General features: G+C 62.5%; 16 protein-coding genes. 8 read left to right on the top strand and 8 right to left on the bottom strand.

Annotation, left to right across the window (positions count from 1 at the left end; all coding sequences use genetic code 11):
- The first annotated feature begins 31 nt into the window (after positions 1–31).
- From ACEVJL_RS01665 to ACEVJL_RS01655, 3 genes are all read left to right on the top strand, one after another.
- Complete coding sequence (locus ACEVJL_RS01665) at positions 32–1,291, top strand: saccharopine dehydrogenase family protein (protein ID WP_374736674.1); 1,260 nt, start codon at positions 32–34, stop codon at positions 1,289–1,291.
- A complete protein-coding gene (gene nspC, locus ACEVJL_RS01660; protein WP_374736673.1) occupies positions 1,291–2,502 on the top strand; it encodes a carboxynorspermidine decarboxylase in 1,212 nt (403 codons plus the stop codon). Before ACEVJL_RS01665 ends, nspC begins: the two co-directional genes overlap by 1 nt.
- A gap of 158 nt (positions 2,503–2,660) precedes the next feature.
- Positions 2,661–3,035, top strand: coding sequence for a Fur family transcriptional regulator (locus ACEVJL_RS01655; protein ID WP_374736672.1), 375 nt, complete (start codon positions 2,661–2,663; stop codon positions 3,033–3,035).
- Between the two features lie 83 nt (positions 3,036–3,118).
- Here the strand turns inward: ACEVJL_RS01655 and ACEVJL_RS01650 are convergent, their stop codons facing one another.
- Positions 3,119–4,402: a sensor histidine kinase gene (locus ACEVJL_RS01650; protein ID WP_374736671.1), complete on the bottom strand. Its 1,284-nt coding sequence runs from the start codon at positions 4,400–4,402 to the stop codon at positions 3,119–3,121.
- Positions 4,399–5,076 carry a response regulator transcription factor gene (locus tag ACEVJL_RS01645; protein ID WP_374736670.1) on the bottom strand — a complete coding sequence of 226 codons (678 nt, stop codon included), beginning with the start codon at positions 5,074–5,076 and terminating at the stop codon, positions 4,399–4,401. Before ACEVJL_RS01645 ends, ACEVJL_RS01650 begins: the two co-directional genes overlap by 4 nt.
- 278 nt (positions 5,077–5,354) lie before the next feature.
- Here ACEVJL_RS01645 and tsaA point away from each other — a divergent pair, with 278 nt between their 5' ends.
- From tsaA to ACEVJL_RS01630, 3 genes are read left to right on the top strand one after another with little or no spacing between them, the layout of a single operon-like run.
- Complete coding sequence (gene tsaA, locus ACEVJL_RS01640) at positions 5,355–6,074, top strand: tRNA (N6-threonylcarbamoyladenosine(37)-N6)-methyltransferase TrmO (RefSeq protein ID WP_008982660.1); 720 nt, start codon at positions 5,355–5,357, stop codon at positions 6,072–6,074.
- Positions 6,061–6,981, top strand: coding sequence for an AAA family ATPase (locus tag ACEVJL_RS01635; protein ID WP_374736669.1), 921 nt, complete (start codon positions 6,061–6,063; stop codon positions 6,979–6,981). Before tsaA ends, ACEVJL_RS01635 begins: the two co-directional genes overlap by 14 nt.
- Before the next feature lies 1 nt (position 6,982).
- Complete coding sequence (locus ACEVJL_RS01630) at positions 6,983–8,704, top strand: vWA domain-containing protein (RefSeq protein ID WP_374736668.1); 1,722 nt, start codon at positions 6,983–6,985, stop codon at positions 8,702–8,704.
- A gap of 46 nt (positions 8,705–8,750) precedes the next feature.
- Here ACEVJL_RS01630 and ACEVJL_RS01625 read toward each other — a convergent pair whose 3' ends face one another.
- Complete coding sequence (locus ACEVJL_RS01625) at positions 8,751–10,010, bottom strand: M16 family metallopeptidase (RefSeq protein WP_374736667.1); 1,260 nt, start codon at positions 10,008–10,010, stop codon at positions 8,751–8,753.
- A gap of 143 nt (positions 10,011–10,153) precedes the next feature.
- Between ACEVJL_RS01625 and ACEVJL_RS01620 the strand changes: the two genes are divergently transcribed.
- On the top strand, positions 10,154–10,885 hold the full coding sequence (locus ACEVJL_RS01620) for a peptidoglycan DD-metalloendopeptidase family protein (RefSeq protein ID WP_374736666.1): 732 nt from the start codon (positions 10,154–10,156) through the stop codon (positions 10,883–10,885).
- 45 nt (positions 10,886–10,930) lie between these two features.
- On the opposite strand, the gene ACEVJL_RS01615 is transcribed toward ACEVJL_RS01620, so the two are convergent.
- The 5 genes from ACEVJL_RS01615 to rpsT form a co-directional block, all read right to left on the bottom strand.
- The gene (locus tag ACEVJL_RS01615) at positions 10,931–11,992 is read right to left on the bottom strand and encodes a flavodoxin family protein (RefSeq protein WP_374736665.1); all 1,062 of its coding nucleotides are present in this window, start codon (positions 11,990–11,992) and stop codon (positions 10,931–10,933) included.
- Between the two features lie 38 nt (positions 11,993–12,030).
- Positions 12,031–13,269 carry a lactate dehydrogenase gene (locus ACEVJL_RS01610; RefSeq protein ID WP_374736664.1) on the bottom strand — a complete coding sequence of 413 codons (1,239 nt, stop codon included), beginning with the start codon at positions 13,267–13,269 and terminating at the stop codon, positions 12,031–12,033.
- Between the two features lie 614 nt (positions 13,270–13,883).
- Positions 13,884–18,680: a cytidyltransferase-related domain protein gene (locus tag ACEVJL_RS01605; RefSeq protein WP_374736663.1), complete on the bottom strand. Its 4,797-nt coding sequence runs from the start codon at positions 18,678–18,680 to the stop codon at positions 13,884–13,886.
- A gap of 129 nt (positions 18,681–18,809) precedes the next feature.
- Positions 18,810–19,688: a YihY/virulence factor BrkB family protein gene (locus tag ACEVJL_RS01600; protein WP_235398765.1), complete on the bottom strand. Its 879-nt coding sequence runs from the start codon at positions 19,686–19,688 to the stop codon at positions 18,810–18,812.
- A gap of 126 nt (positions 19,689–19,814) precedes the next feature.
- Positions 19,815–20,078 carry a 30S ribosomal protein S20 gene (rpsT, locus tag ACEVJL_RS01595; protein WP_020989770.1) on the bottom strand — a complete coding sequence of 88 codons (264 nt, stop codon included), beginning with the start codon at positions 20,076–20,078 and terminating at the stop codon, positions 19,815–19,817.
- A gap of 201 nt (positions 20,079–20,279) precedes the next feature.
- Between rpsT and gpr the strand changes: the two genes are divergently transcribed.
- Positions 20,280–21,170, top strand: coding sequence for a GPR endopeptidase (gpr, locus tag ACEVJL_RS01590; protein ID WP_374736662.1), 891 nt, complete (start codon positions 20,280–20,282; stop codon positions 21,168–21,170).
- Positions 21,171–21,177: the final 7 nt, after the last annotated feature.

Below are 21,177 nucleotides of genomic sequence, written 5' to 3'. Positions count from 1 at the left end.
AACCAATTTTTACGATAAAGGAGAATAAACTATGAGCAGAGTATTAGTCATCGGCTGCGGCGGCGTGGCCAACGTAGCCATCCGCAAGTGCTGCCAGGTCAGCGAGGTCTTTACCGAGCTGTGCATCGCCAGCCGCACCAAGTCCAAGTGTGACGCCCTGGCCGCCGAGCTGGCCGGCAAGACCGCCACCAAGATCACCACCGCCCAGGTGGACGCCGACAAGGTGGAGGAAGTGGTTGCCCTCATCAAGAGCTACCAGCCCGACCTGGTGATGAACATCGCCCTGCCCTACCAGGACCTGACCATCATGGACGCCTGCCTGGAGTGCGGCGTCAACTACATGGACACCGCCAACTACGAGCCCGAGGACATTGAGGAGCCCGAGTGGAAGGCAGCCTATGAGAAGCGCTGCAAGGAGAAGGGATTCTCTGCCTACTTCGACTACACCTGGCAGTGGGCCTACCGGGAGAAGTTTGAGAAGGCCGGCCTCACCGCCCTGCTGGGCTGCGGCTTTGACCCGGGCGTGACCCAGGCCTACTGCGCCTACGCCAAGAAGCACGAGTTTGATACCATCGACACCATTGACATTCTGGACTGCAACGGCGGCGACCACGGCTACCCCTTCGCCACCAACTTCAACCCCGAGGTGAACCTGCGGGAGGTGTCTGCCCCCGGTTCCTACTGGGAGGACGGCCACTGGGTGGAGATCCCCCCCATGAGCATCAAGCGGGAGTATGATTTTGACCAGGTGGGCATGAAGGACATGTACCTGCTCCATCACGAGGAGATCGAGTCCCTGGCCGAGAACATCCCCGAAGTGAAGCGCATCCGCTTCTTCATGACCTTCGGCCAGAGCTACCTCACCCACATGAAGTGTCTGGAGAACGTGGGTATGCTGTCCACCACCCCCATCGAGTTTGAGGGCCGGCAGATCGTGCCCATCAAGTTCCTCAAGGCCCTGCTGCCCGACCCCGCCAGCCTGGGTCCCCGCACCCACGGCAAGACCAACATCGGCTGCATTTTCACCGGTAAGAAGGACGGCAAGGACAAGACCTACTACATCTACAACGTGTGCGACCACCAGGAGTGCTACAAGGAGGTGGCCAGCCAGGCCATCAGCTACACCACCGGCGTGCCCGCTATGTGCGGCGCTCTCATGCTGCTCACCGGCAAGTGGACCGAGAAGGGCGTACACACCGTGGAGGAGTTTGATCCCGATCCCTTCCTGGACGCCCTGGACAAGTACGGCCTGCCCCGCAGCGAGAACCACAACCCCGTGCTGGTAGACTGATGGGATATAAGACCTTACAAGATCCCCAGTTTGCGGGCCTTGGAAACTACGCCCCCCAAGCCCTGTTTGCTTCTCTTCCCACCCCTGCCTATGTGATCGACCAGGAGCGGCTGCGGGAAAACGGCCAGGTGCTCGCCGCCCTGGCAGAGCGTACCGGGTGCAAAGTGCTGCTGGCCCAGAAGGCTTTTTCCAACTACGACTTTTATCCCCTCCTGGCCCCCTATCTGGCGGGCACCGAGGCCAGCGGCCTCTATGAGGCCCGGCTGGGCAAGGAGGAGATGCCCCAGGGTGAGGTTCATGTCTTCTGCGGGGCCTACCGCTCCGACGAGTTTGAGGAGCTCTTGCAATACGCAGACCACATTGTCTTCAACTCCATCCATCAGCTGAAAGCCTTCGGCCTCAAGGGAAAGAAGGCGGGCAAGAGCCTGGGGTTGCGCATCAACCCCCAGTGCTCCACCCAGGAGGGCCACGCCATCTATGACCCCTGCGCCCCCGGCAGCCGCATGGGAGTGACCCGGGACGTGTGGGACAAGGAGATGGACGAGGCCACCCTGGAGCTGCTGGACGGCCTTCACTTCCACACCCTGTGCGAGCAGAACTCCGACGATCTGAAAACTACCCTTCATGCAGTCGAGGAGAAGTTTGGGGACATTCTGCCCCAAATGAAATGGCTCAACATGGGGGGCGGGCACCACATCACCCGCCCCGACTATGACCTTGCCACCCTGGAGGATTGCATCCGTCACGCCCAGCAGTCCTGGGGTGTCACCGTCTATTTGGAGCCGGGAGAGGCGGTGGCCCTGAACGCGGGCTATTTTGTCAGCCGGGTGCTGGACATTGTGGAAAACAGCGGCACCCAAATCGCCATTCTGGACGCCAGTGCCGCCTGCCACATGCCCGATGTGCTGGAGATGCCCTACCAGCCTCCCATTCTGGGGGCCGACACCCAGCCGGGGGAGGGGCATCCCTTCCGTCTGGCCGGTCCCACCTGCCTGGCGGGCGACGTGGTGGGGGACTACACCTTTGCGGAAGAACTCAAGGTGGGCGACCTGGTCCTCTTTGGGGACATGGCTATCTACACCACCTGCAAAAACAACACCTTCAACGGCATGCCGCTGCCCGATCTCTGGCGGCTGGACCGGGCGGGAAATCTCACCAGGCTGACCCAATTTGGTTATCAGGACTTTAAAATGCGCCTGGGACGCCCCTGAGCGGCCTGGGAACCCAATCCAAGAAACCGGCGCGCCGGACAGAGAAACATCCTGTCCGGCGCGCCGTCTGCGTATGGGGAGGAGGAACTTCCACTTGACTTCCTTGTAAAAAAGGACACAATTGGAATTAAAATGATTCTAATTAAGGGAACGATACCATGACAAAATACGCAAAAACCATGCTGGAACTGATCGAGACCTCCCGCAGCCACATGACGGCGGAGCAGGTCTTTCACGCCCTGCGGCAGGTCTATCCCAAGGTGGCCCTGGCCACGGTGTACAATAACCTCAACCGCCTGTGGGAGGAGGGACGCATCCGCAAGGTGTCCATCGAGGGGATGCCCGACCGGTATGACCGCATCCAGCGGCATGACCACCTGGTGTGCCAGGGCTGCGGCAAGCTGGTGGATATCGATCTGGGGGATTTGACCCAGCGGTTACAGACCCAGGTGGATGTGCCCATTCTGGCCTACGACCTGAAGCTGATGTATCTGTGCCCCGAGTGCCGCAGCCGCCAGGAGAACGCAACGTAAAAACCGGCATGGGACGGAAAGAATTACTTTCCGTCCCATGCCGGTTTCTTTAAGGTCAGAAAAACGCAGCGCGGCTTTGTGCCTTATCCGGCGGCCAATGTAACCTGTATACTCAGCTGTGTTCCGTCGTGGCTCTCGGCCCGAATTTTGCCCTTGTGGGCCGAGACGATACTCTTTGCAATGGACAGCCCCAGACCGTAGCCGCCGCTTTGACTGTTGCGGGACTGGTCGGTGCGGTAGAAGCGGTCAAACAGATGGGGGAGCTTGTCCTGCTCCATGGGCTGAGCACAGGTGTTGGATACGGTAAGCAGCAGATTGCGCCCCTGCTTTTCCAGGCGCAGCGCCAGCTGTCCGCCGGAAGGAGAATATTTTAGGGCGTTATCCAGCAGAATGGAGACCAGCTGGCGGATTCCCTTTTCATCCCCCTTAAAGGAGAGCATGGGCTGCACCTGTACCTGAAAGTCCTTGTCCTGGCTGCGGGCGGGAGCGGCAAAGGACTGGGCCATCTCCTCCACCACGTCGGAGATGGGAAAGTCGATATACTGCAGTTTGGGCTGCTCCTCCTCCATGCGGGAGAGGTAGATGAGGTCGTTGGTCAAGGCGGTCAGACGCTGGGCCTGGCGGCGGATATCGGTAAGCCACTGGTTTTCTCCGCACTCCATCTCGGCCAGATCGGCGTCTGCGCTGATGATGGTCATGGGAGTTTTCAGCTCGTGGCCTGCGTCGGTAATGAACTGGCGCTGCTTCTCATAGCTCTCTGCCATGGGGCGCACAATACGCCGGGACAGAATCAGCAGCAAGAACAGCACCGCTGCCAGCCCCAGCACAGCCAGAGATACGCTGGCCAGCAGGGTGGTGCGGAAGGAGGAGAGACTGCGGCCGCAGTCCAGAAAAATGACCCGTATGCCTCCGGACTCATTCTGGACCAGAAAGCGGTAGTCATCCAAAAATCCGGAGGTCTTTCCGGACGCGGCTGCTTTTTGGGCGTAGTCGGTGGCTTGCTCTGCGTCCACGGCGGCGATCTGTCCTGTATCCGTCTCTACCGCCTGACCGTCCTCCCCCAGCAAAACGGAGAAGAAACGGGACTCGTAGGGGGTTTCGGGAGACATGATCCGCTGGTTGAACAGATCCCGTTTGTCTCCCGGTGTGCCAAAGGGGGCAAAGTAGCCCTCGTCCTTTTCCTCCTGGGGAGCGCGAAGCTTGGGAAATGCGCCGTCATTGGCCGCCAGCAGAGACAGCACGGTGTCGGCATCGGAGACCACTTTCTGATAGCTCATCAGATTGACGCCGCCCAGAATGACCAGCAGCACCACAGCCAGAGAGAACATACAGGCCAGAATGAGCTTGGCCCGCAGCTTTTTGATCATACCGGTCCCTCCAAAGAATAGCCTGCGTTCCGGGTGACCTTGATCTGGATGTTGGAGCGCAGGGCAGAGAGCTTTTTACGCAGGTAGGAGATGTACACCCACACCACGCTCAGTTCTACCTCACTGTCATAGCCCCAGATCCGCTCCAGAAAGCGCTCGGTGGGGATGATCTGCCTGGGATTGCGCATCAGCATCTCCATCATCTGAAACTCCTTGTTGGCCAGGCGGAAGCTGCCCGCAGGGGAGGAGAGCTCAAAGGTGGCCTGATCCAGGGTGATGTTGCCGAAGGTGAGACGGCTGGTAACCTGTCCTCCGGTCTGGCTGCGGGTCATGGCGCGGCTGCGGGCCATGAGTTCCTGGGTGGAGAAGGGCTTGGTGAGGTAGTCGTTGGCGCCGGTGTCCAGCCCCAGCACCTTGTCGTCCACCTCGGATTTGGCAGTGAGGATCAGCACCGGAATGGGGTTGCCCTGCTCCCGCAGGGTGCGCAGCACCGTCAGTCCATCCATTTTCGGCATCATCAGATCCAGGATGAGGGCGTCGTAGTTTCCCGCCTCCAGGTACTCCAGGGCCTCCTGGCCGTCATAAACCGCATCGGCGGAGTAATTGTTTTTTTCCAGTAGGGCAATGACCGCCCGGGACAGGGAGCGTTCATCCTCAGCAAGCAGAATGCGCATCTTTACGCGCCTCCTTCCAGATGGTAAGAAGTCTATGATGTTCAGCATACCGCAAAAACTTTAAATCTAACTAAAAGAATAGCACATCAGCGGGTATCTGTCAGCACCAGAGAAGACGGCGTTGGGCCTGGTGTCTGCGTCCAAACGGGCGTCCGGCCGGTGGGGAATGGCCGCCTGGTAGTCCTTGCAATCCCAGAAGAGACTCGGTACAATGAAAGCAGATCAAACGCCCGAGGCGGGAAAACCGTCCCGGCCTGTGAATAGAAAAGGAGTTTACCATGGCAGAACAGAGTGCCTTACATATTATCGCCCGCATCCACAGCGACTTTCCCACCAAGTTTGGTATCCCCCGGCAGAGCGGTCTGGTGGAGGAGCTGAAAGCCACCATTGTCTTTGAGCCGGAGTACCGCAATCCCGATGCCCTGCGGGGGCTGGAGGGATTTTCCCACCTGTGGCTTATCTGGCAGTTTTCCCAGGCGGTGCGCAAGGACTGGTCGCCCACGGTGCGCCCGCCTCGTCTGGGGGGCAATACCCGCATGGGGGTCTTTGCCACCCGCTCTCCCTTCCGTCCCAATCCCATCGGGCTGAGCTGCGTGGGGCTGGAAGGGGTGGAGCTGCACACCCCTCAGGGGCCGGTGATCCATGTCACCGGGGCCGATCTGATGGATGGCAGTCCCATCTATGATATCAAGCCCTATATCCCCTACGCCGACTGCCGTCCTCAGGCGGTGGGAGGCTTTGCCAGCGCGCCCAAGGAGGCCACCCTGGAGGTGGATATCCCCCCGGAACTGCTCGCTCAGGTGCCGGAGGAACTGCGGGAGGCGCTGATCGGCGTGCTGGCCCAGGACCCACGCCCCACCTATCAGCACGACCCGGAGCGGGTGTACGGCATGGCCTTCGGAGGGCTGGAGGTACGCTTTACGGTGGAAGAGCCGGTCCTCCATGTGCGGGAGATCACGAAGAGCAAATCAGGAGGCGAGGAGCATGGAGCTCTTTGAGGAACTGGAACAGGAGGGGATAGACCGGGGGCTGCTGGAGGCCATTCGGGCCTTTCGGGCGGAGCACCCGGTGCCCCAGGAGGCACAGGGACGGCTCATCCGGCCCAAGCTGCTGTACTACGGCCGGGAGGTATGGCAGGCCGCGGCCACCGCTCTGCTGTGCGGGGAAAACCTGCTCCTCTCCGGCCCAAAGGCCACGGGAAAAAACGTACTGGCGGAAAATCTGGCCGCCGCCTTTGGGCGTCCCGTGTGGAACATGTCTATGTATGTGAATATCGACGCGGCTTCCCTCATCGGGGCGGACACACTGAAGGAGGGCGAGGTGGTGTTCCGGGAGGGACCGGTGTGCCAGTGTGCCCGCCTGGGGGGCTTTGGCGTACTGGACGAGGTAAATATGGCCAAAAATGAGGCCCTGGCCGTGCTCCACGCCGCCCTGGATTTCCGCCGGGTCCTTGACGTGCCGGGCTACCGCCCTGTCCCTCTGGACGATGCCGCCCGGTTTATCGGCACCATGAACTACGGCTACGCCGGCACCCGGGAGCTCAACGAGGCCCTGGTGTCCCGCTTTGCGGTGGTGGATATGCCGGTGATCGCCCAGGAGGACCTGGAAAAGCTGCTGCGCCGGGCCTTCCCTCACCTAAAAAGCAAGGGGGTGGGGCAGTTTGCCGCCCTGTTCCAGGACCTGCGGGACAAGTGCCAGAGCGGGGAAATCTCCACCCGCACCCTGGATCTGCGTGGACTGCTGGCCGCTCTGCGGCTTATCGAGCATGGCCTCACCGCCGGGCAGGCTCTGGAGCTGGGGCTGGTGAACAAGGCCTTTGACCCCTACGAGCGGCAGCTGGCCGCCGATGTGATCGCCGCCCGTATCCCCCGGGAAGCGGGCCGGGGCCAGCTGATGGAGGACTGAGATGGACCGCCGGGAGATGGAGGCGCGCCGGGCGGACAACCAGGTGTGGAACGGAGCGGGGGAGTACCAACTGCACCCCTGGTACCGGGCCATAGGGCCGGATGGCCGGGCGCCGGTGTACCTGAACACCATTGTGGGCCTGGCCCAGCGGGAGGGGTGGCAGGAGACTCTGGAGCCCCTGCTGCGCTCCTTTGAGGGCAGCGCCCGGGGAGCGCTGTACAGCGACTTGCTGTGGATGGGGCTGGAGCGATGTCTCGCCCTGCGGTGGCAGGAGGCGCGCCCCGCTCTCCAAGCGCTGCGCCGGGACTACGCTGCTCAGGCTTTGGCCCGGCTTCCCGCGCCCCAGGACCGGAATGAGGGGGAGAGCCTGCGGGGGTGCTGGTGGGCACGGGCTTTGGACCAGCCCCACCGGGAGAGCTCCCGGGAGAAGGCTGTGCTGGACCAACTGGAATTTCCTCAAACCTGGAGCGGGGATCAGGTGCGCCAGGGGGTGGAGGACCTGCTGTACCGGTGGTACCGCCGTCCCCGGCGCAGCACGTTGGACCAGCTGGGCAGCAGCCGGGTGGACCGCAGCTTTTTTGCCGCCTGGCAGCCCGGCCGGAATCGGGGAGACGCCCTGCGGCGGCTCAGCGGCCCGGGAGAGAGCAAGGGTCAGGGAGGCGGTCTGCTGGGGAAAAAGCGGCTGAGTCCCTTCTGGCAGACCAAGACCCGGGAGCGGGTGCTTCGGGACTATGTGGAGGGGTGCTTCGGGGCCAGTCTGCTCTCCCCGGGAGAGCTGGCCCAGGCGGAGCAGGAGCTGTGCACCGGAGACCACCGGAACTGCCGCCTTCACTTCACCAAGGGGGAGCCCATCTCTCGCACGGTAAAGGGGGCCTGTGCCCGGGAGCGGGCCCTGTTTGAGCGCCAGCGGCGGAAAAACCGCGCCTATTTTGAAGAACACAAGGGCCAGTACCGCCTGGCTATGGCCAGACTGTCCCAGGCGCTGGAGAATACCCTCCTGCTCCAGCGGGAGGAGGACGACAGCCCCAGCCGGTGGGGCCGCCTTCGGCCTCAGACAGCCTGGCGGGGCGCGGCCCTGGGGGAGGAGCAGATCTTTGCCCGCCGCCAGACCCGGGAGCCGGGGGAACTGTGGGTGGACCTGCTGCTGGACGGCTCGGCCTCCCAGAACGGCCAGCAGGAGAAGCTGGCCGCCCAGGCCTACCTTATCGCAGCCAGCCTGGGCCGATGCCAGATCCCGGTACGGGTGAGCTCCTTTTGCAGCGTCAGCGGCTGCACGGTACTGCGTGTCTATCAGGACTACCAGGATAAGGAAACGGACGAGAAGATCTTTGATTATGCCGCTGCCGGATGGAACCGGGACGGCCTGGCCTTGCGGGCCATGGGCTGGCTGTTGGACCGGAACAAGGAGGAAGGCCGACGGCTGCTCATCGTCCTCTCCGACGCCAGCCCCAATGACGACCAAAAAATCCCCAGCAACAGCCTGCTCCACGGAAACCGGGATTACAGCGGGGTGCTGGGGGTGAAGGATGCCGCCCAGGAGGCGGCGGCTCTGCGGAAGAAGGGGGTGGAGGTGGTGTGCATCTTCACCGGTGGGGAGCGGGAACTGCCCGCCGCCCGGCAGATCTACGGCCGGGAGGTGGTGCGCCTGCCTGGAGTGTCCTTCCTGGCCCAGACGGTCAGCCGCCTCATCCAGGGCCGCCTGACCGCCGGAGACCGCTTATAACGAACAAGGCCGCCCATCTGGGCGGCCTTGTTTTGCATATGACAGGTTAAAAGGTGCCGTGTTCCAGCCAGTTGGCGTACTCTTCGCCGGAGCGCACCCGGCCCACCGCGGACAGGGAGGCCCGGGGGAAGGTGAAGATCTCCTGGCTGAGAGTGCGCAGATCCTCCCGGGTGACCTGGTCGTAGGCCGCCAGCAGCTCCTCAGGCTCCCGCACCCGGCCATAGAGCAGCATGGAACTGCCCAGGTGGCTCATCCGGGCCTGGACCGACTCCAGCCCCATGAGAATGTTGGCCTTGGCCTGCTCCCGGGCGCGGTCCAGCTCCTCCTGGGAGGGACCTTGGTCCGCCAGCTGGGAGACGATGGCGCGCACCGTCTCCAGGGCGGGCTCCTCCTGCTCCCGGCTCAGGCCGGTGTAGATACCCAGAAAGCCGGTGTCGGCGTGGTCGGAGACGTAGGAGTACACGGAGTAGCACAGACCCCGCTGCTCCCGCAGCTGCTGGAACAGCCGGGAGGAGCAGCCGCCGCCCAAAATGGAGTTGAGCAGCAGCAGCTGATAGCGCCGCTCGTCCAGGTAGGACAGGCCGGGGAAGGCCAGAATGAGATGGTTTTGCTCAATGGCCTTTTTCCGCACGGTGACGGCGCTGCGGTAGTAGGCCTGACGGCTGGGGGAAGTGGGGCCTTGGGGCAGGGCGGACAGACGCTCCACAAGGGCGTCCACATGCTGCTGGGTGAAGCTGCCCGCCAGAGAAACCACCATGGCCTGGGGACGGTAGTGCTCCTGCTGCCACTGGCGCAGCCACTCGCCCGTCATCTTCTCCAGGGTGGAAGCCCGGCCCAGAATGGGCCGGCCCAGGGAGTCGCCCTTGTACACCGCCATGGACAGCCGCTCGGCGCACAGGTCCTCGGGGGTGTCCTCATACATGCCGATCTCCTCCAGAATGACGCCCCGCTCCACCTCCACGTCCCGCTGGTCAAAGCGGGAGGCAAAGAGCATGTCGCACAGCAGATCAACCGCCCGGTCCAGGTGGCTGTCCAGACAGCGGGCGTAGTAGCAGGTGTGCTCCTTGGTGGTGTAGGCGTTTACCTGGCCGCCGATGGCGTCCATCTCCCGGGCCAGGTCTCCGGCGGAGCGGGTCGCGGTGCCCTTGAAGGACATATGCTCAATGAAGTGGGCGGCGCCGTTCTCCGAGGCCAGCTCGTGGCGAGAGCCCGCTCCCACAAAAAAGCCCAGGGCGGCGGAGCGCACACCGGGGATGCGCTGGGTGAGAATGCGGGCGCCGTTGGGCAGTGTAATGCTTCGATACATGATAAAACCCTTTCTTCTGTGTTGGGATTCGTTTTGGAAAGTATACCACAGCTTCCGGCACGCCGTCTATGGAAGAAAAAGTTTTGTCCCCCAGGTATATGCTGGCAGAAGTCTGTCCACAATAGGCTTCGGAGGTGGTTTCCTTGAACCAAAATCGATGGAAAAAGCTGGGGGACTTTCTGCTGGGGAAAGGATTTTACATCGTCCTTTTCCTGTGCGTGGCCGCAATGGGAATTTCGGGCTATTATTTGATCCGCTCTGTCAGCGGGAGCGGCGAAATCGACGATCAGGCCGTAACCGGCAACCCCACCGTGGTACTGCCTGACAGCAGCGCCCAGACGCCGCCCAAGGCTCAGACGCCTGAGGAAAAGACTCCGGAAAAGCAGTCCGCCGTCCAGGAGGAGAAGGATGACCCCGAGGCCCTGCCTCAGACCCAGGCCCAGGACCAGACCACCCGGGACGTGGTGTACACCTGGCCGGTGAAGGGGGAACTGCTGCGGGGCTTTGCCGTGGAGACCCTGTCCTATGACCAGACCATGGGAGACTGGCGCACCCACGCGGGGGTAGACATCGCCGCAGAGGTGGGGCGCAAGGTCTGGGCCGCCGGAGAAGGTACGGTGAGCGAGGTGTATGAGGATCCCATGATGGGAGTCACCGTGGTGATCGAGCACCCGGACGGGGTGATCAGCACCTACTCCAACCTGGCCGCCGACCCCCTGGTGGCGGTGGGTGATACGGTGGATACCGGCGCGGAGATCGGCGCGGTGGGCGATACCGCCATTGCCGAGAGCGCCATGGAGCCCCACCTGCACCTGGAGATGACCAAGGAGGGTGCCGCCCTGGACCCGGTCACCCTGCTGCCCGACCAGCTTTGACAAAAGGACCTCTATCCCTGTGGGATAGAGGTCCTTTTGTTGTACTTATTCCTGCACTAAAGCTCGGCGCATAGTTTCTGCAAATTGATCCAGCCGCTGGTCGATATCCGGGGCAGCCATAGCCTCGCCGGGATCGTTGGCAGTGGCCATGAGGGCAAAGCGGGGAGGCAGATAGAAGGATTTGTTCATGTTCATGGCGGAGATGACCTGCCGGGCCACCGTGTCACAGCCTGAGTAGCCCGACACCACCAGGGCAAAGACCGCCTTGTGGTAAAAGCGGGTCTGCCGGAAGAGAGCGGTGAGGCGGTTAATGCAGGCGGTGAGGTTGGCGGAGAGAGCGTCATTATAGTTGGGGCACAGAAGGAGCAGCGCGTCGGCAGAGCGCACGGCGGGGTAGACCTCCTCCTGCATCACGCCGCCATAGAAGCAGCCGCCCCGCTCGCCGAAGTGGAGACACATGGTGTAGGGGCAGCCGGCGCAGTCGGACAGGGTGCCGTTGCGCAGACCGATCTCGGTCACATCCCAGTTCTCTCCCAGGCGCTGGTGCAGGGCGCTCCACAGGGCCATGGTGTTGGAGGTGTGGTGGCTGGAAGCGTGGAGCACCAGCAGCTTGGGCCGAACATGGCGGGCAAAGACCTCGTGCTCCAGCCGCTGGGCAGTGTCCGCTACCGCGGCCTCATAGGCTCCCGCCAGGTCAGTGCCCAGATTTTTGGCCTGGATGCGAAAGTTGGCCAGTGAGCCGGTGGCCTCCACCAGGGGGCGGCCCAGCAGGGCGCACCCGGCACGGTTCATGGCCAGAGCCAGCTCCGCCGCCGTGGACTTGGTGTAGAGTTCTCCGGGGCCGTCTACAACGAGACCGCCGGTGCAGCCCTCAAGCAGCTCCGGCTCCCGGCGCAGCCGGGCGAGCATCCGGTAATACTCAAAATTTTGTCCGGCCTCGTCCAGCGACAGGGCAAACAGGATACGCTCCCCCTGGAGCTGAGAGAGGTCTTCGGCCCGGCGGACGAGCCGGACCTCCCGGCCTGCCAGAGCACGGTCCAGCACCCGGTCCAGCCGGGTCTGGTCCGCCGTGTTGGGGAGGGTGGGATAGAGTACAGTCAGGGACATACACTCACCTTCTGAGAAAAGTAGAATTGCGGGGGAGATTACAGGATGGTCTTCAAATGGTCAGCGGCCTCCTGAATGTGGGCAAACAGGGGATCGGGGATGTGGGGCAGCAGCTCGGTCTCCACGCCGGCGGGGGTGTAGCGGTTCTTGCAGCCCATGAAAATGCCGTCCAGGAAGACGGAGCCGCAGTGCCACTCGCCCCGCAGGGTGAGCAGGATGGACAGGGCGCCGGAGGACAGGGCGGGAGCCACATAGGGCTTAAAGCCGATTTCCCGCATGACCAGGTTGGCGGTGACCGTCTTGTGGGTCAGTTCCTGGGAAATATCCTCGTTGTAGTTCTCGATGGAGTTGGCGATAAACAGGCCGGTGCCGTGGGGGCCGAAGGAGCGGCCCTCGGTGAGGAAGGAGGAGAGCTTCTCGTCCCTCTTGGCAAAGTAGGCCGCCCGGGCGTTCATGACGCCAAGGCCGTAGCCCTGGACCTGCTCAGGCCGCAACCCACGGCCGTCCCAGTTGCCATCCTCGTCCTTGTTGCTCTCCAGATAGGCGGTCTTGGCCAGGGGATCCACCGGGTCGGACACGGCGCACCACAGACCCTGGAAGTTGGCCTTCCGGGCCATGCGGGCGTAGGTCTTGACGATGGCGGCGTTGTTCTCAAACTGGGCCATGCGCACGTCCTTTACCTGAGAGCCTACCGGCGGGATGCCCTTGGAGGCCACAAAGACAAATACGTCGCAGTCAAAGAGGTTTTCGGGCTTCACCACCTCCACATCGGGGAAGGCGTTGTAGTCCCAGGGGAGGTTAATTTGCCCCATCTCAAACTCCCACCGGGCAGTAATCTGGTCGGAGAGGTCGCAGATGCCGATGGTGGAGATTACGTCCCCGCCCAGCAGCTTCAAGCCGGTGAGCAGGGTGGAGCCCACGTCGCCGATGGCCAGGATGTGGACACGCTTTTTGCCCGTGTTGGGAGCGGCGGTGAGGATGGACTCCCAGCCTAAGCGAGCGGTGTTCACGGCGGTGAGCTGTCCCGCATCCAGAGCCGCGGAGAGGGGCGCGTCCAGCTCCAGCTGGGGCAGGCGGCTTGAGTCCAGCACCTCCAGGCTGTGGGGGGCCAGAAGCTGACCGGGAGCGTTCACCTTAAAGGAGCCGCGGCCCAGGATGGGGTCACCCTCCACCAGGTAGTAGATGGGCTCTCCGGCGCGGGGCGTGCCGGGGGTGTAGGGCAGGTCGGAACGGTCGGAGGCCAGGATTTTTCCGTCCTTTTCGTAATAATAAAACATAGTATTACTCCTAGTTGTGAGATTTTGGGGTTCTGCCCTGCGGGCAACGGGGCGATGTGACTTTCTGAGCGATCAGAAAGTCACCAAAGAATCGCTGGGGGACGGCTCCGATGAACACCTCGCCCAAAGCGGGTGTTCATAGTCACCTCTCCCCCAGACCCCCAGTTACGAGGGACGCCCTCCAGTTTTCTTGGCAATTTCGTCCGGCGGGCAAAGACAAGACCGTCTGGTCCTTCTTGCCTCGGGGGCACAGGCCCCTACCGGGTAAAAATTTAAAATATCTGCGCTGTACGGACACCGCCTACTCTGGCAAAGCCGTGGCAGCTGGTCTATCCGACCACCGCCGCACCCAACAGGAATGGATGCACCAGGCGGTGTACGTTAGAAGCCAGATGCTGTCAAATTTTGATGGCAAAAGGCCCCTGTGGGCTGAGTGGAGAAGGGAAACAGATCTTGATTTTGCCCGCCGGAAATTACGAACAAACCAAAGTGGCCCGCCCCCGTAATAGGGGGACCGGGGGAAAGCCGCCTGGGAACACCGCCGTAGGCGAAGTGTTCCCCGAAGGCGTCCCCTGGCGATCTTTGGTTCTTTCCATCGCCGGAAAGAACACGTTTTAATGCGTGCGCAATAGCTGCTCCAAATCGTTCTCCAGATACACCGACGCGGCCAGATTGGGATCATAGTGGAGACAGGTGCCCTTGTCGGGACACAGGGGCAGGATGATAGCCTCGGGCAGGCGGTTCAGAGTCAGGTTGCGCCCATAGAGAATGCGGTATTCCTGTTCCAGGGTGGAAATCACGTCCCGGGCCGACTCCAGACAGCAGCGGGACAGCTCAAACACGGCGTCCTCACTGTACTCGCTGCGGAAGGTGGGGGAGGCGTAGGGCAGGATATGGTTGATGCCGGGGAGCATGCCGGGCACCGGAGAGGTGGGACGGCGCACCGTGTTGCCGCCGATGAAGGGGTACAGGGTGGATTCCACAAACCACTCCCGCAGCCGGGGCAGGTAGTATACGCTGTCTACCGGGCGGCCCTGAGCGTCCATCAAGTCTCGGCCGTGGCCGGAGAGCAGACCTACCAGCACCATGCGGATGTCTACCTCCTCCTTGCGGAGGATGGGGTCCAGCGCCTTGATGCGGAAGCCAGGGTGCATGATATCGTCCACCAGAATGACCGGACGGTTGAAGGACTTGATGGTGCGGATCTGGCAGGGAATGGGGGCGTAGTGGGGGAAGGCCTCCATGGTGCTCTGGCTGAGATCGGGGGTAAATACCTTGTCTGTGTGGATTGTTTTGGTCACGGTATTGGGTACGATCTTGCCGCGGAGCATTTTTCCGTAGGGAACGCACATGTTTTTCCCCAATTTCCGGGGGGTGGTGGGGACGGAGGGTACCTCGTTGTAGGTGGTGATCATCTCCAGCAGCCGCTGGTGGATAATATCCGAGGACAAGGTGAGCACCAGGAACCGGGGGTAGAGCTTGGTCAGGGCCATCTGCAGCCGCCGGTGTCCACGCTGGATGGCGGAGAGCACCTTGGGGTTGCGGTTGAGGGGGTCCTGAATGGTGGTCTCCAGATTCTGGATGAGTACGGTGGGGGCGCTCATGTCCACCTCCCAGATGGGGGTGTCTCCCTCCCGGCGCAGGAAGCCCTGGCGGGCCAGGGTGTCCTCCAGGACCGGGTCAGGCAGAGCGCCGCAGGGGCGATAGACGCCGTAAATGCAGTCGTCGGCCAGCGCCTTGGCCAGCACCTCGGTGAAGAGAAGCTGGAGATAGTCCTTCAGGGGATCGGAGGTGTCGGCCATGGCAGAGGTGATGATCAGCGTGGTGCCCGCCGAGCGCAGGCGGATGCGGTTGGCAAGCTCCGTATCCCGCAGGGCGCCAAAGAGTTGGGAGGCCGACAGGTAGCGGAAGCTGAGGAAGCCCAGCAGCTGGTTCTGGGTGCTGGAGCGCAGCAGAATCAGACGGTCCCGGCCGCGGAGAATTCCCTCCCGCAGGGCGTCCCGGTCGGGCCGGCCGGCGGTGAGCTCCTGGATGAGCAGCTCGTCCGGCTCGTCCACCCACTGGAAGGTCAGGTCGCCGGAACCCAGCACCGGCTTATTTTGGCTGTCCCGGAGGTACAGGCCGTTTTGATAGATAAAGTCCTGGATGACCGGGTCAATGAGGTTGGAGATGTCACGGTTCAGGTCCACATTTTCCCGGATGCGGGTGGAACTGATATCCTCCAGGTGGGGAGGCAGCTGAAGCTGGATGACATCGCCCTTCAAATTCAGCTGCTCGGTGCTGGGCAGGGGGGGCTGGCCAGCCCGGCGGAAGATAATGAGGTTCATGGAGTGGATGGACCAGGGACGGGGGGCGGCCTGGAAACAGGAGGCGTTGCCCACCACGTCGCTGCCTACCACCAGATAGACCTCCTGGTCGGGGAAGAGATTGCGCAGCCGCTTGAGGTCGGCGGGGTTGGCGATGTTCACCGGGATGTCGTCGGGGAAGAGGTGGACGTGGAAGTCCCCTGCCACCGACAGGTTGACGATCTGCCGGCGAATGAGGTGGGGCTGGGCCTTCTTGGACCAGGAGAACTCGTCCACCGCCAGATAGACCTCAAAGCCCAGGTCCCGGATGGCGTGGACAATGCCCTTGTGGGACAGGGTGAAGGGGTCAAAGGTGCCGGGGAAGAAGGCCACTTTCTTCGGCACCGTGAAGGAGAAGGGGCCGTGGTCCAGCCGCCACAGGGCGATGAAGCGGTTGATGTGGGCCAGGGCGGCGGCGCGGTAGAAGAAGGTCATGTCGTCGTCCTGCACCGGAGCCTCCTGGATGAGGAAGAGGAGTTTGCGGTAGCTCAGGGAGAACAGGTGGGCCTTCTCGTCCATGGAGAGGACATTGCTCTCAAACAGCAGCTTGCCGGTGACCAGCAGCGCCTCCTGGCGCACCGGGGGACGGTAGTGGGCCAGTCCCTGGAGCAGGAGACCCAGCAGCTCCTGGCGGCGGGACTCATAGTTCTGAGCGGACTCTACAAAGCGGCCCCGGTAGGCGGGGTAGTGCTGGAGCAGCACTCCGATGGTGTTCAGCGCGCCGGAGACGGCGGAGTCGTTGGGGGAGCCCAGCAGGGTCTTGAGCCACAGCACCTGTTCGTCCAGCTCGCTGGGGTAGAGGTACAGGGCGGCCTGGCCCAGATACTCGGGGATGTACTTGGAAATCTCGTACTGCCCCATCTCCAGGCCCTTGCCCAGCTCCACCACCACCTCGTTGCGCTGGTCCCGGCGGAGCATGGGCAGGATATGCACCAGAGCGTCGCCGGCGTTGCAGCGCACTACCACCCGCTCAGAGACCTTGATGAGGTTGGAGTAGTGGGTGCAGATGTGGAGCATGTGCTCCTGGAGGCCGTGCTCCACCTGGTCCCGCAGCAGCTCCACGCCCACCACCTTGACTACCCAGGGGGTGGCGGTCTTCAGGTTGTCCAAAAAGACCTCGCTGGTGATGTCCTGGTCGTAGAGCGCCCGCTTGTGGGCGGAGGTGTCTTTGCCGGCCCGCTGGAGAATGCGGTACTGCAGGAAGGTGACGGCCAGACTTTTCTGGGTGACCCCGGTGGCGATGGAGACGATCTGCTCCATCTGGGGGTTGCTGCGGGAGAGATTGCGGGCGGCTTCCCGCAGGAACATGAGGGAGGCCACCGTGAGGCGCAGGTCGTTCTGCCCAACCCAGTAGGCCGCAAAGTTGATGAGCAGCTGGCGCACCTCGTCGTTATAGTACTTGGAGGGGAGATACCAGGCTGCGTCCAGCAGGGTGAAGGCGGTGTCGGCGTCCTTCTCCTGGGGGTCGTGGAAGTAGCGCAGGAAGGCGCCCACAAACCGGGGCACGTCCCCGGGACGGGCGTACTTCAGCAGGGACTCCAGCACCAGCTTCAGGGTGTAGCCGATGTGGTGGCGCTGCTGCTGGGTGGTCTTGTGGTCGGGGTAGATGAGCGTGTCCAGGTACTGCTCCCAAAGGGTGAAGGGGACCTCCTCGGCGGGGTCGTTCTCCTCGTCCGCCGGCACCTCCTTGCGGTAGACCAGGTGGAAGCGGGCGATGATCAGACCGATCAGAGAGCCGGCCTGACGGCGGATATCGCCCTCACGGTGAACCAGCAGCTCGTAGAGGAAGGAGAGCGCCTGAGTTTTCTGGCGCACCGACAGGTAGGTGAAGTACTCCTGGAACACGTTGAGGTAGGCCCGCAGCTGCTTCCAGTCCTTGGTGGAGCGGGCGGCCTCGATGATGTTGCCGAACTTGCGCTCGTTGGAGAGCATGTGCATCAGGCGCAGGCTGTGGCCCACCGACAGCAGGGTCAGACCCTCCACCGTCTCTCCCGGTCCCATGAGGGAGGGGTCCTTGTGGGGGCGGGGCTGCTGGGGCTGGCCGGTGAGGTCCACGTCCACGCCCAGGGCGCGCATGTAGTCCTCAAAATCGTGGAGCTTGCCGTAGACGAACTCATACCGCCGCCGCTTGGAGGGGTCCACGTTCTCCAGCTTGGAGAGGATGACCTGGAAGGACTCGTCCAGGGGGTAGAGGACGGTGATCTCGTTGCCGTCGGCATCCCGGCTCTGCTTGGAGCGGAAGTCGGCGTAGATGAGACACAGAGACTCCACCGACAGGGACTCCAGCTCCAGATCCCAGGTGGAGTGGTTGGAGGCGATGTGGCTGATGTTGTCCAGATGGCGCTCCAGCAGCCACTGGTCGGTGTAGTAGTAGTGCAGGTGGGGCACCCGCTCTCCCGGGCGGCAGCCGAACTTGCCGATGTCGTGGGCGGCGGCGGAGCCGGAAATGAGGGCCAGATCGATGTCCACCCCGGCCTGCTTCAATCCCCGGGCCACCGCCATGGCGATGTAGTGGACCCCGGCGATGTGGCCCAGCGTCTTGAAGGGGGTGACCTCCAGACCTAAGCGCATGAGCTCATAGACGTACTCCTTCCGGTAGCACTCCAGGAGCTTGGCATACTCCCGGCCGCAGTCGCAGGGGGTATACTCCTCGGGGGTGAGGAACTGAAAGTCCATGAGGGGGTCAAAGGGGAGCACCTGCCGCTCGTAGTCCAGCAGAACCTGGAGGACAGTCAGATAGAACCGGGCGCCCTCCACATGTTCCTGGGCGTCGGGGGCGAAGTTGCCCTGGGGATACAGACAGGCGCGGATGTACCGGTAGCAGAAGGACAGCCAGCCGTCCTCGGGCACCGGGGAGAGTTTGGCCAGGATGGGGGCGCACACCTGGAGCACCTGATCACACTCCAGGCGGGTGCGGATGGGAAGCAGCTGGTCCAGCTCCTCGGCCCAGCCGGGGGTCTTCAGCAGGGTCAGAGCGGCGCGGCGGTTGGGGGCGCAGGCCAGCTCCTGTTCTGCCAGGGCGTCGGCCACCTGGCTGGAGAGCTGGCGGATCAATTTTTCGTGCATAGACATCCCGCCTTTCTGGGAGTAAAGTGGTAAAGAATTGTTGTTTTTCAGTTTAGCACAAAAACTGGAAGAAGGAAAGAGCAAGCGGCCCGCCAAAAACAACCTTTTGACGAGCCGCAGTATGGTTTGTTATATGGGATCCCCGCGCCAGCGGCCCCGGATCCATACCTGGCCCACCACCGCGCCGATCACCAGGATGTTGCCGCAGAAGTAGAGCCACACCAGCAGGATGATGAGGGAGGCCAAAGAGCCGTACACCAGGGAATAGCGGGAGGACATGTCGATAAACCAGGAGAAGAGCACCGAGCAGGCCACCATGGCCAGGGCGGAGAGCAGGGCGGTGAGGCGGATGGTGCCCTTGACGTGCAGGGCGCGGGGGGTGCCCAGGCGGTACACCGCCAGCACCAGCAGCAGCACAAAGCAAAAGAGCAGCACATAGCGCAGCTGGGTCCAAAAAGAGGCTAGCATGTGCAGCGGGATAAGCTCCAAAATTTTTTGGGGCAGAGTCCGCTCCAGAGCCTGGAAGAACCAGTCGCCGGTAAAGACCACAATAATGGACAGGTACAGGGTCAGCAGGAACAGCAGGGAGAGAACCACGCTGAGGACCAGGCGCTTGACGCTGTTGTCCCGGGGGACCTCGTAGAGCTCGTCCATGGTCTGAAACAGGGTGCGCAGGGCGGCAGAGGCGAAGAGCAGAATGGTAAACAGGCTGGCCAGCAGCAGGGGGGTAGACTGATTTTGAGGAATGGAGGAGACGTAGGTGAGGTAGTCCAGAATGATGTTCAGACTCTCCTGGGGCAACAGGGGCTCCAGGGCAAAAAAGACGTCCTCGGGCTCCAGGGGGAGCAGGCCGATGAAGAAGTTGACGCACATGAGCAGGGGAAACAGGGTCAGGATGAGAAAATAGGACAGGGCTGCCGCCGCCCGGGCCACGCCCACCCGGTCATAGGTTTCTTTTAAGTCCAGGGCAAAGGCCACCGGCTTTTTATCCAGCAGTGCGCGCCACATGGGGTCGGCCTCCTCTCAAATCAATACTCCCAGCATAGCAGAAGGGCGGGATAAAACCAGGGGGAAGGGGTCGAGAAAAACGCAAAAAGCCGCCTGCGATGCAGACGGCTTTCCTCTTGCAGAAAATTAGGCCAGCTTGTTCAGCTTGATGGTCATGCTGCTCTTCTTGTTGGCAGCGTTGTTCTTGTGCAGCAGCCCCTTAGCAGCAGCCTTGTCCACCGCCTTCACAGCCACCTTGTAAGCAACATCGGCCTCGCTGCGGTTGCCTTCCGCCACCGCGGCCTCAAACTTCTTGATGTCGGTCTTCAGCGCGGACTTCGCGGCCTTGTTCTGCATGGCCTTGGTCTGGGAAACCAGCACACGCTTCTTGGCAGACTTGATATTCGGCAAACCAAACACCTCCTCCGATTTTTAATCGTTAAAATTAGCACAATAATCCTGTGCGGATATGTATTGTAGCATATCCCGGCGGAAAATGCAACACTTTTTTTCAAAAAGAATGAGAAAATCGGATAAAATTTCCGCTGCCGCAAATGCTAGCAGAGAAATGTGGCAAGACCACAAGATATGGAAGGAAAAGGAGTGGGAAACATGGAGCAGCGGCGTACCGACCTGGCTCTGGAGGCCCGGGAACTGTGGCAGGAGCGGGCGGGGAAGACCAGCCAGCTGGAGGGCGTACAGGCCCGGACCGGGGAGCGGGAGGGCTTCCTCTCAGAGACCGTGCACATCCTGGATGAGCGGGGGGAGCAGGCGTTGGGCAAACCGGCGGGCACCTATGTGACGCTGACCATGGACAGCCTGCAGCGCCGGGAGGAGGACGCCTTCGGCCGGGGCGCCCGGGCGGTGGCCGGGGTGCTGCGGGAGCTGATGGGACCGGAGGGGGAGAAGGGCGGCGCCCTGGTGGTAGGGCTGGGGAACCGGGCCATCACCCCCGACGCCATCGGCCCCAAGGTCCACGAGTACACCCTGGTCACCCGTCACCTGGTGGAGGGGGTGCCGGAGCACTTTGGCTCGTTTCGGCCTGTGGCCTCCCTGGCCGCCGGGGTGCTGGGCACCACGGGGATGGAGAGCGGGGAGCTGGTGCAGGCGGTGTGCCGCAGTTTGAAACCCGCCTGGGTCATTGCGGTGGACGCCCTGGCCTCCCGGTCCCTGGAGCGGCTGTGCCGCACGGTGCAGATCTCTGACACCGGCATCGTCCCGGGCTCCGGGGTGGGCAACCACCGCTTTGCCCTGGATGAGAAGACCCTGGGGGTGCCGGTGCTGGCGGTGGGGGTGCCCACGGTGGTCTACGGGGCCACTCTGGCCGCCGACCTGCTGGGCCGGGACGACCTGCCCCCCCTGGGCCGGGGGGGCGAGCTGCTGGTCACCCCCAAGGACATCGACAGCCAGGTGGGCGACCTCTCCAAGGTCATCGCCTACGGCATCAACCTGGCCCTCCAGCCCGGTCTGGAGATGAAGAACCTGGATCTGCTGTTAAGCTAGGCCCCGC

This window comes from Flintibacter porci (assembly GCF_041925195.1).
Classification (GTDB): Bacteria; Bacillota; Clostridia; order Oscillospirales; family Oscillospiraceae; genus Lawsonibacter; species Lawsonibacter porci.
This window is presented reverse-complemented; position numbering and strand designations above follow the sequence as displayed.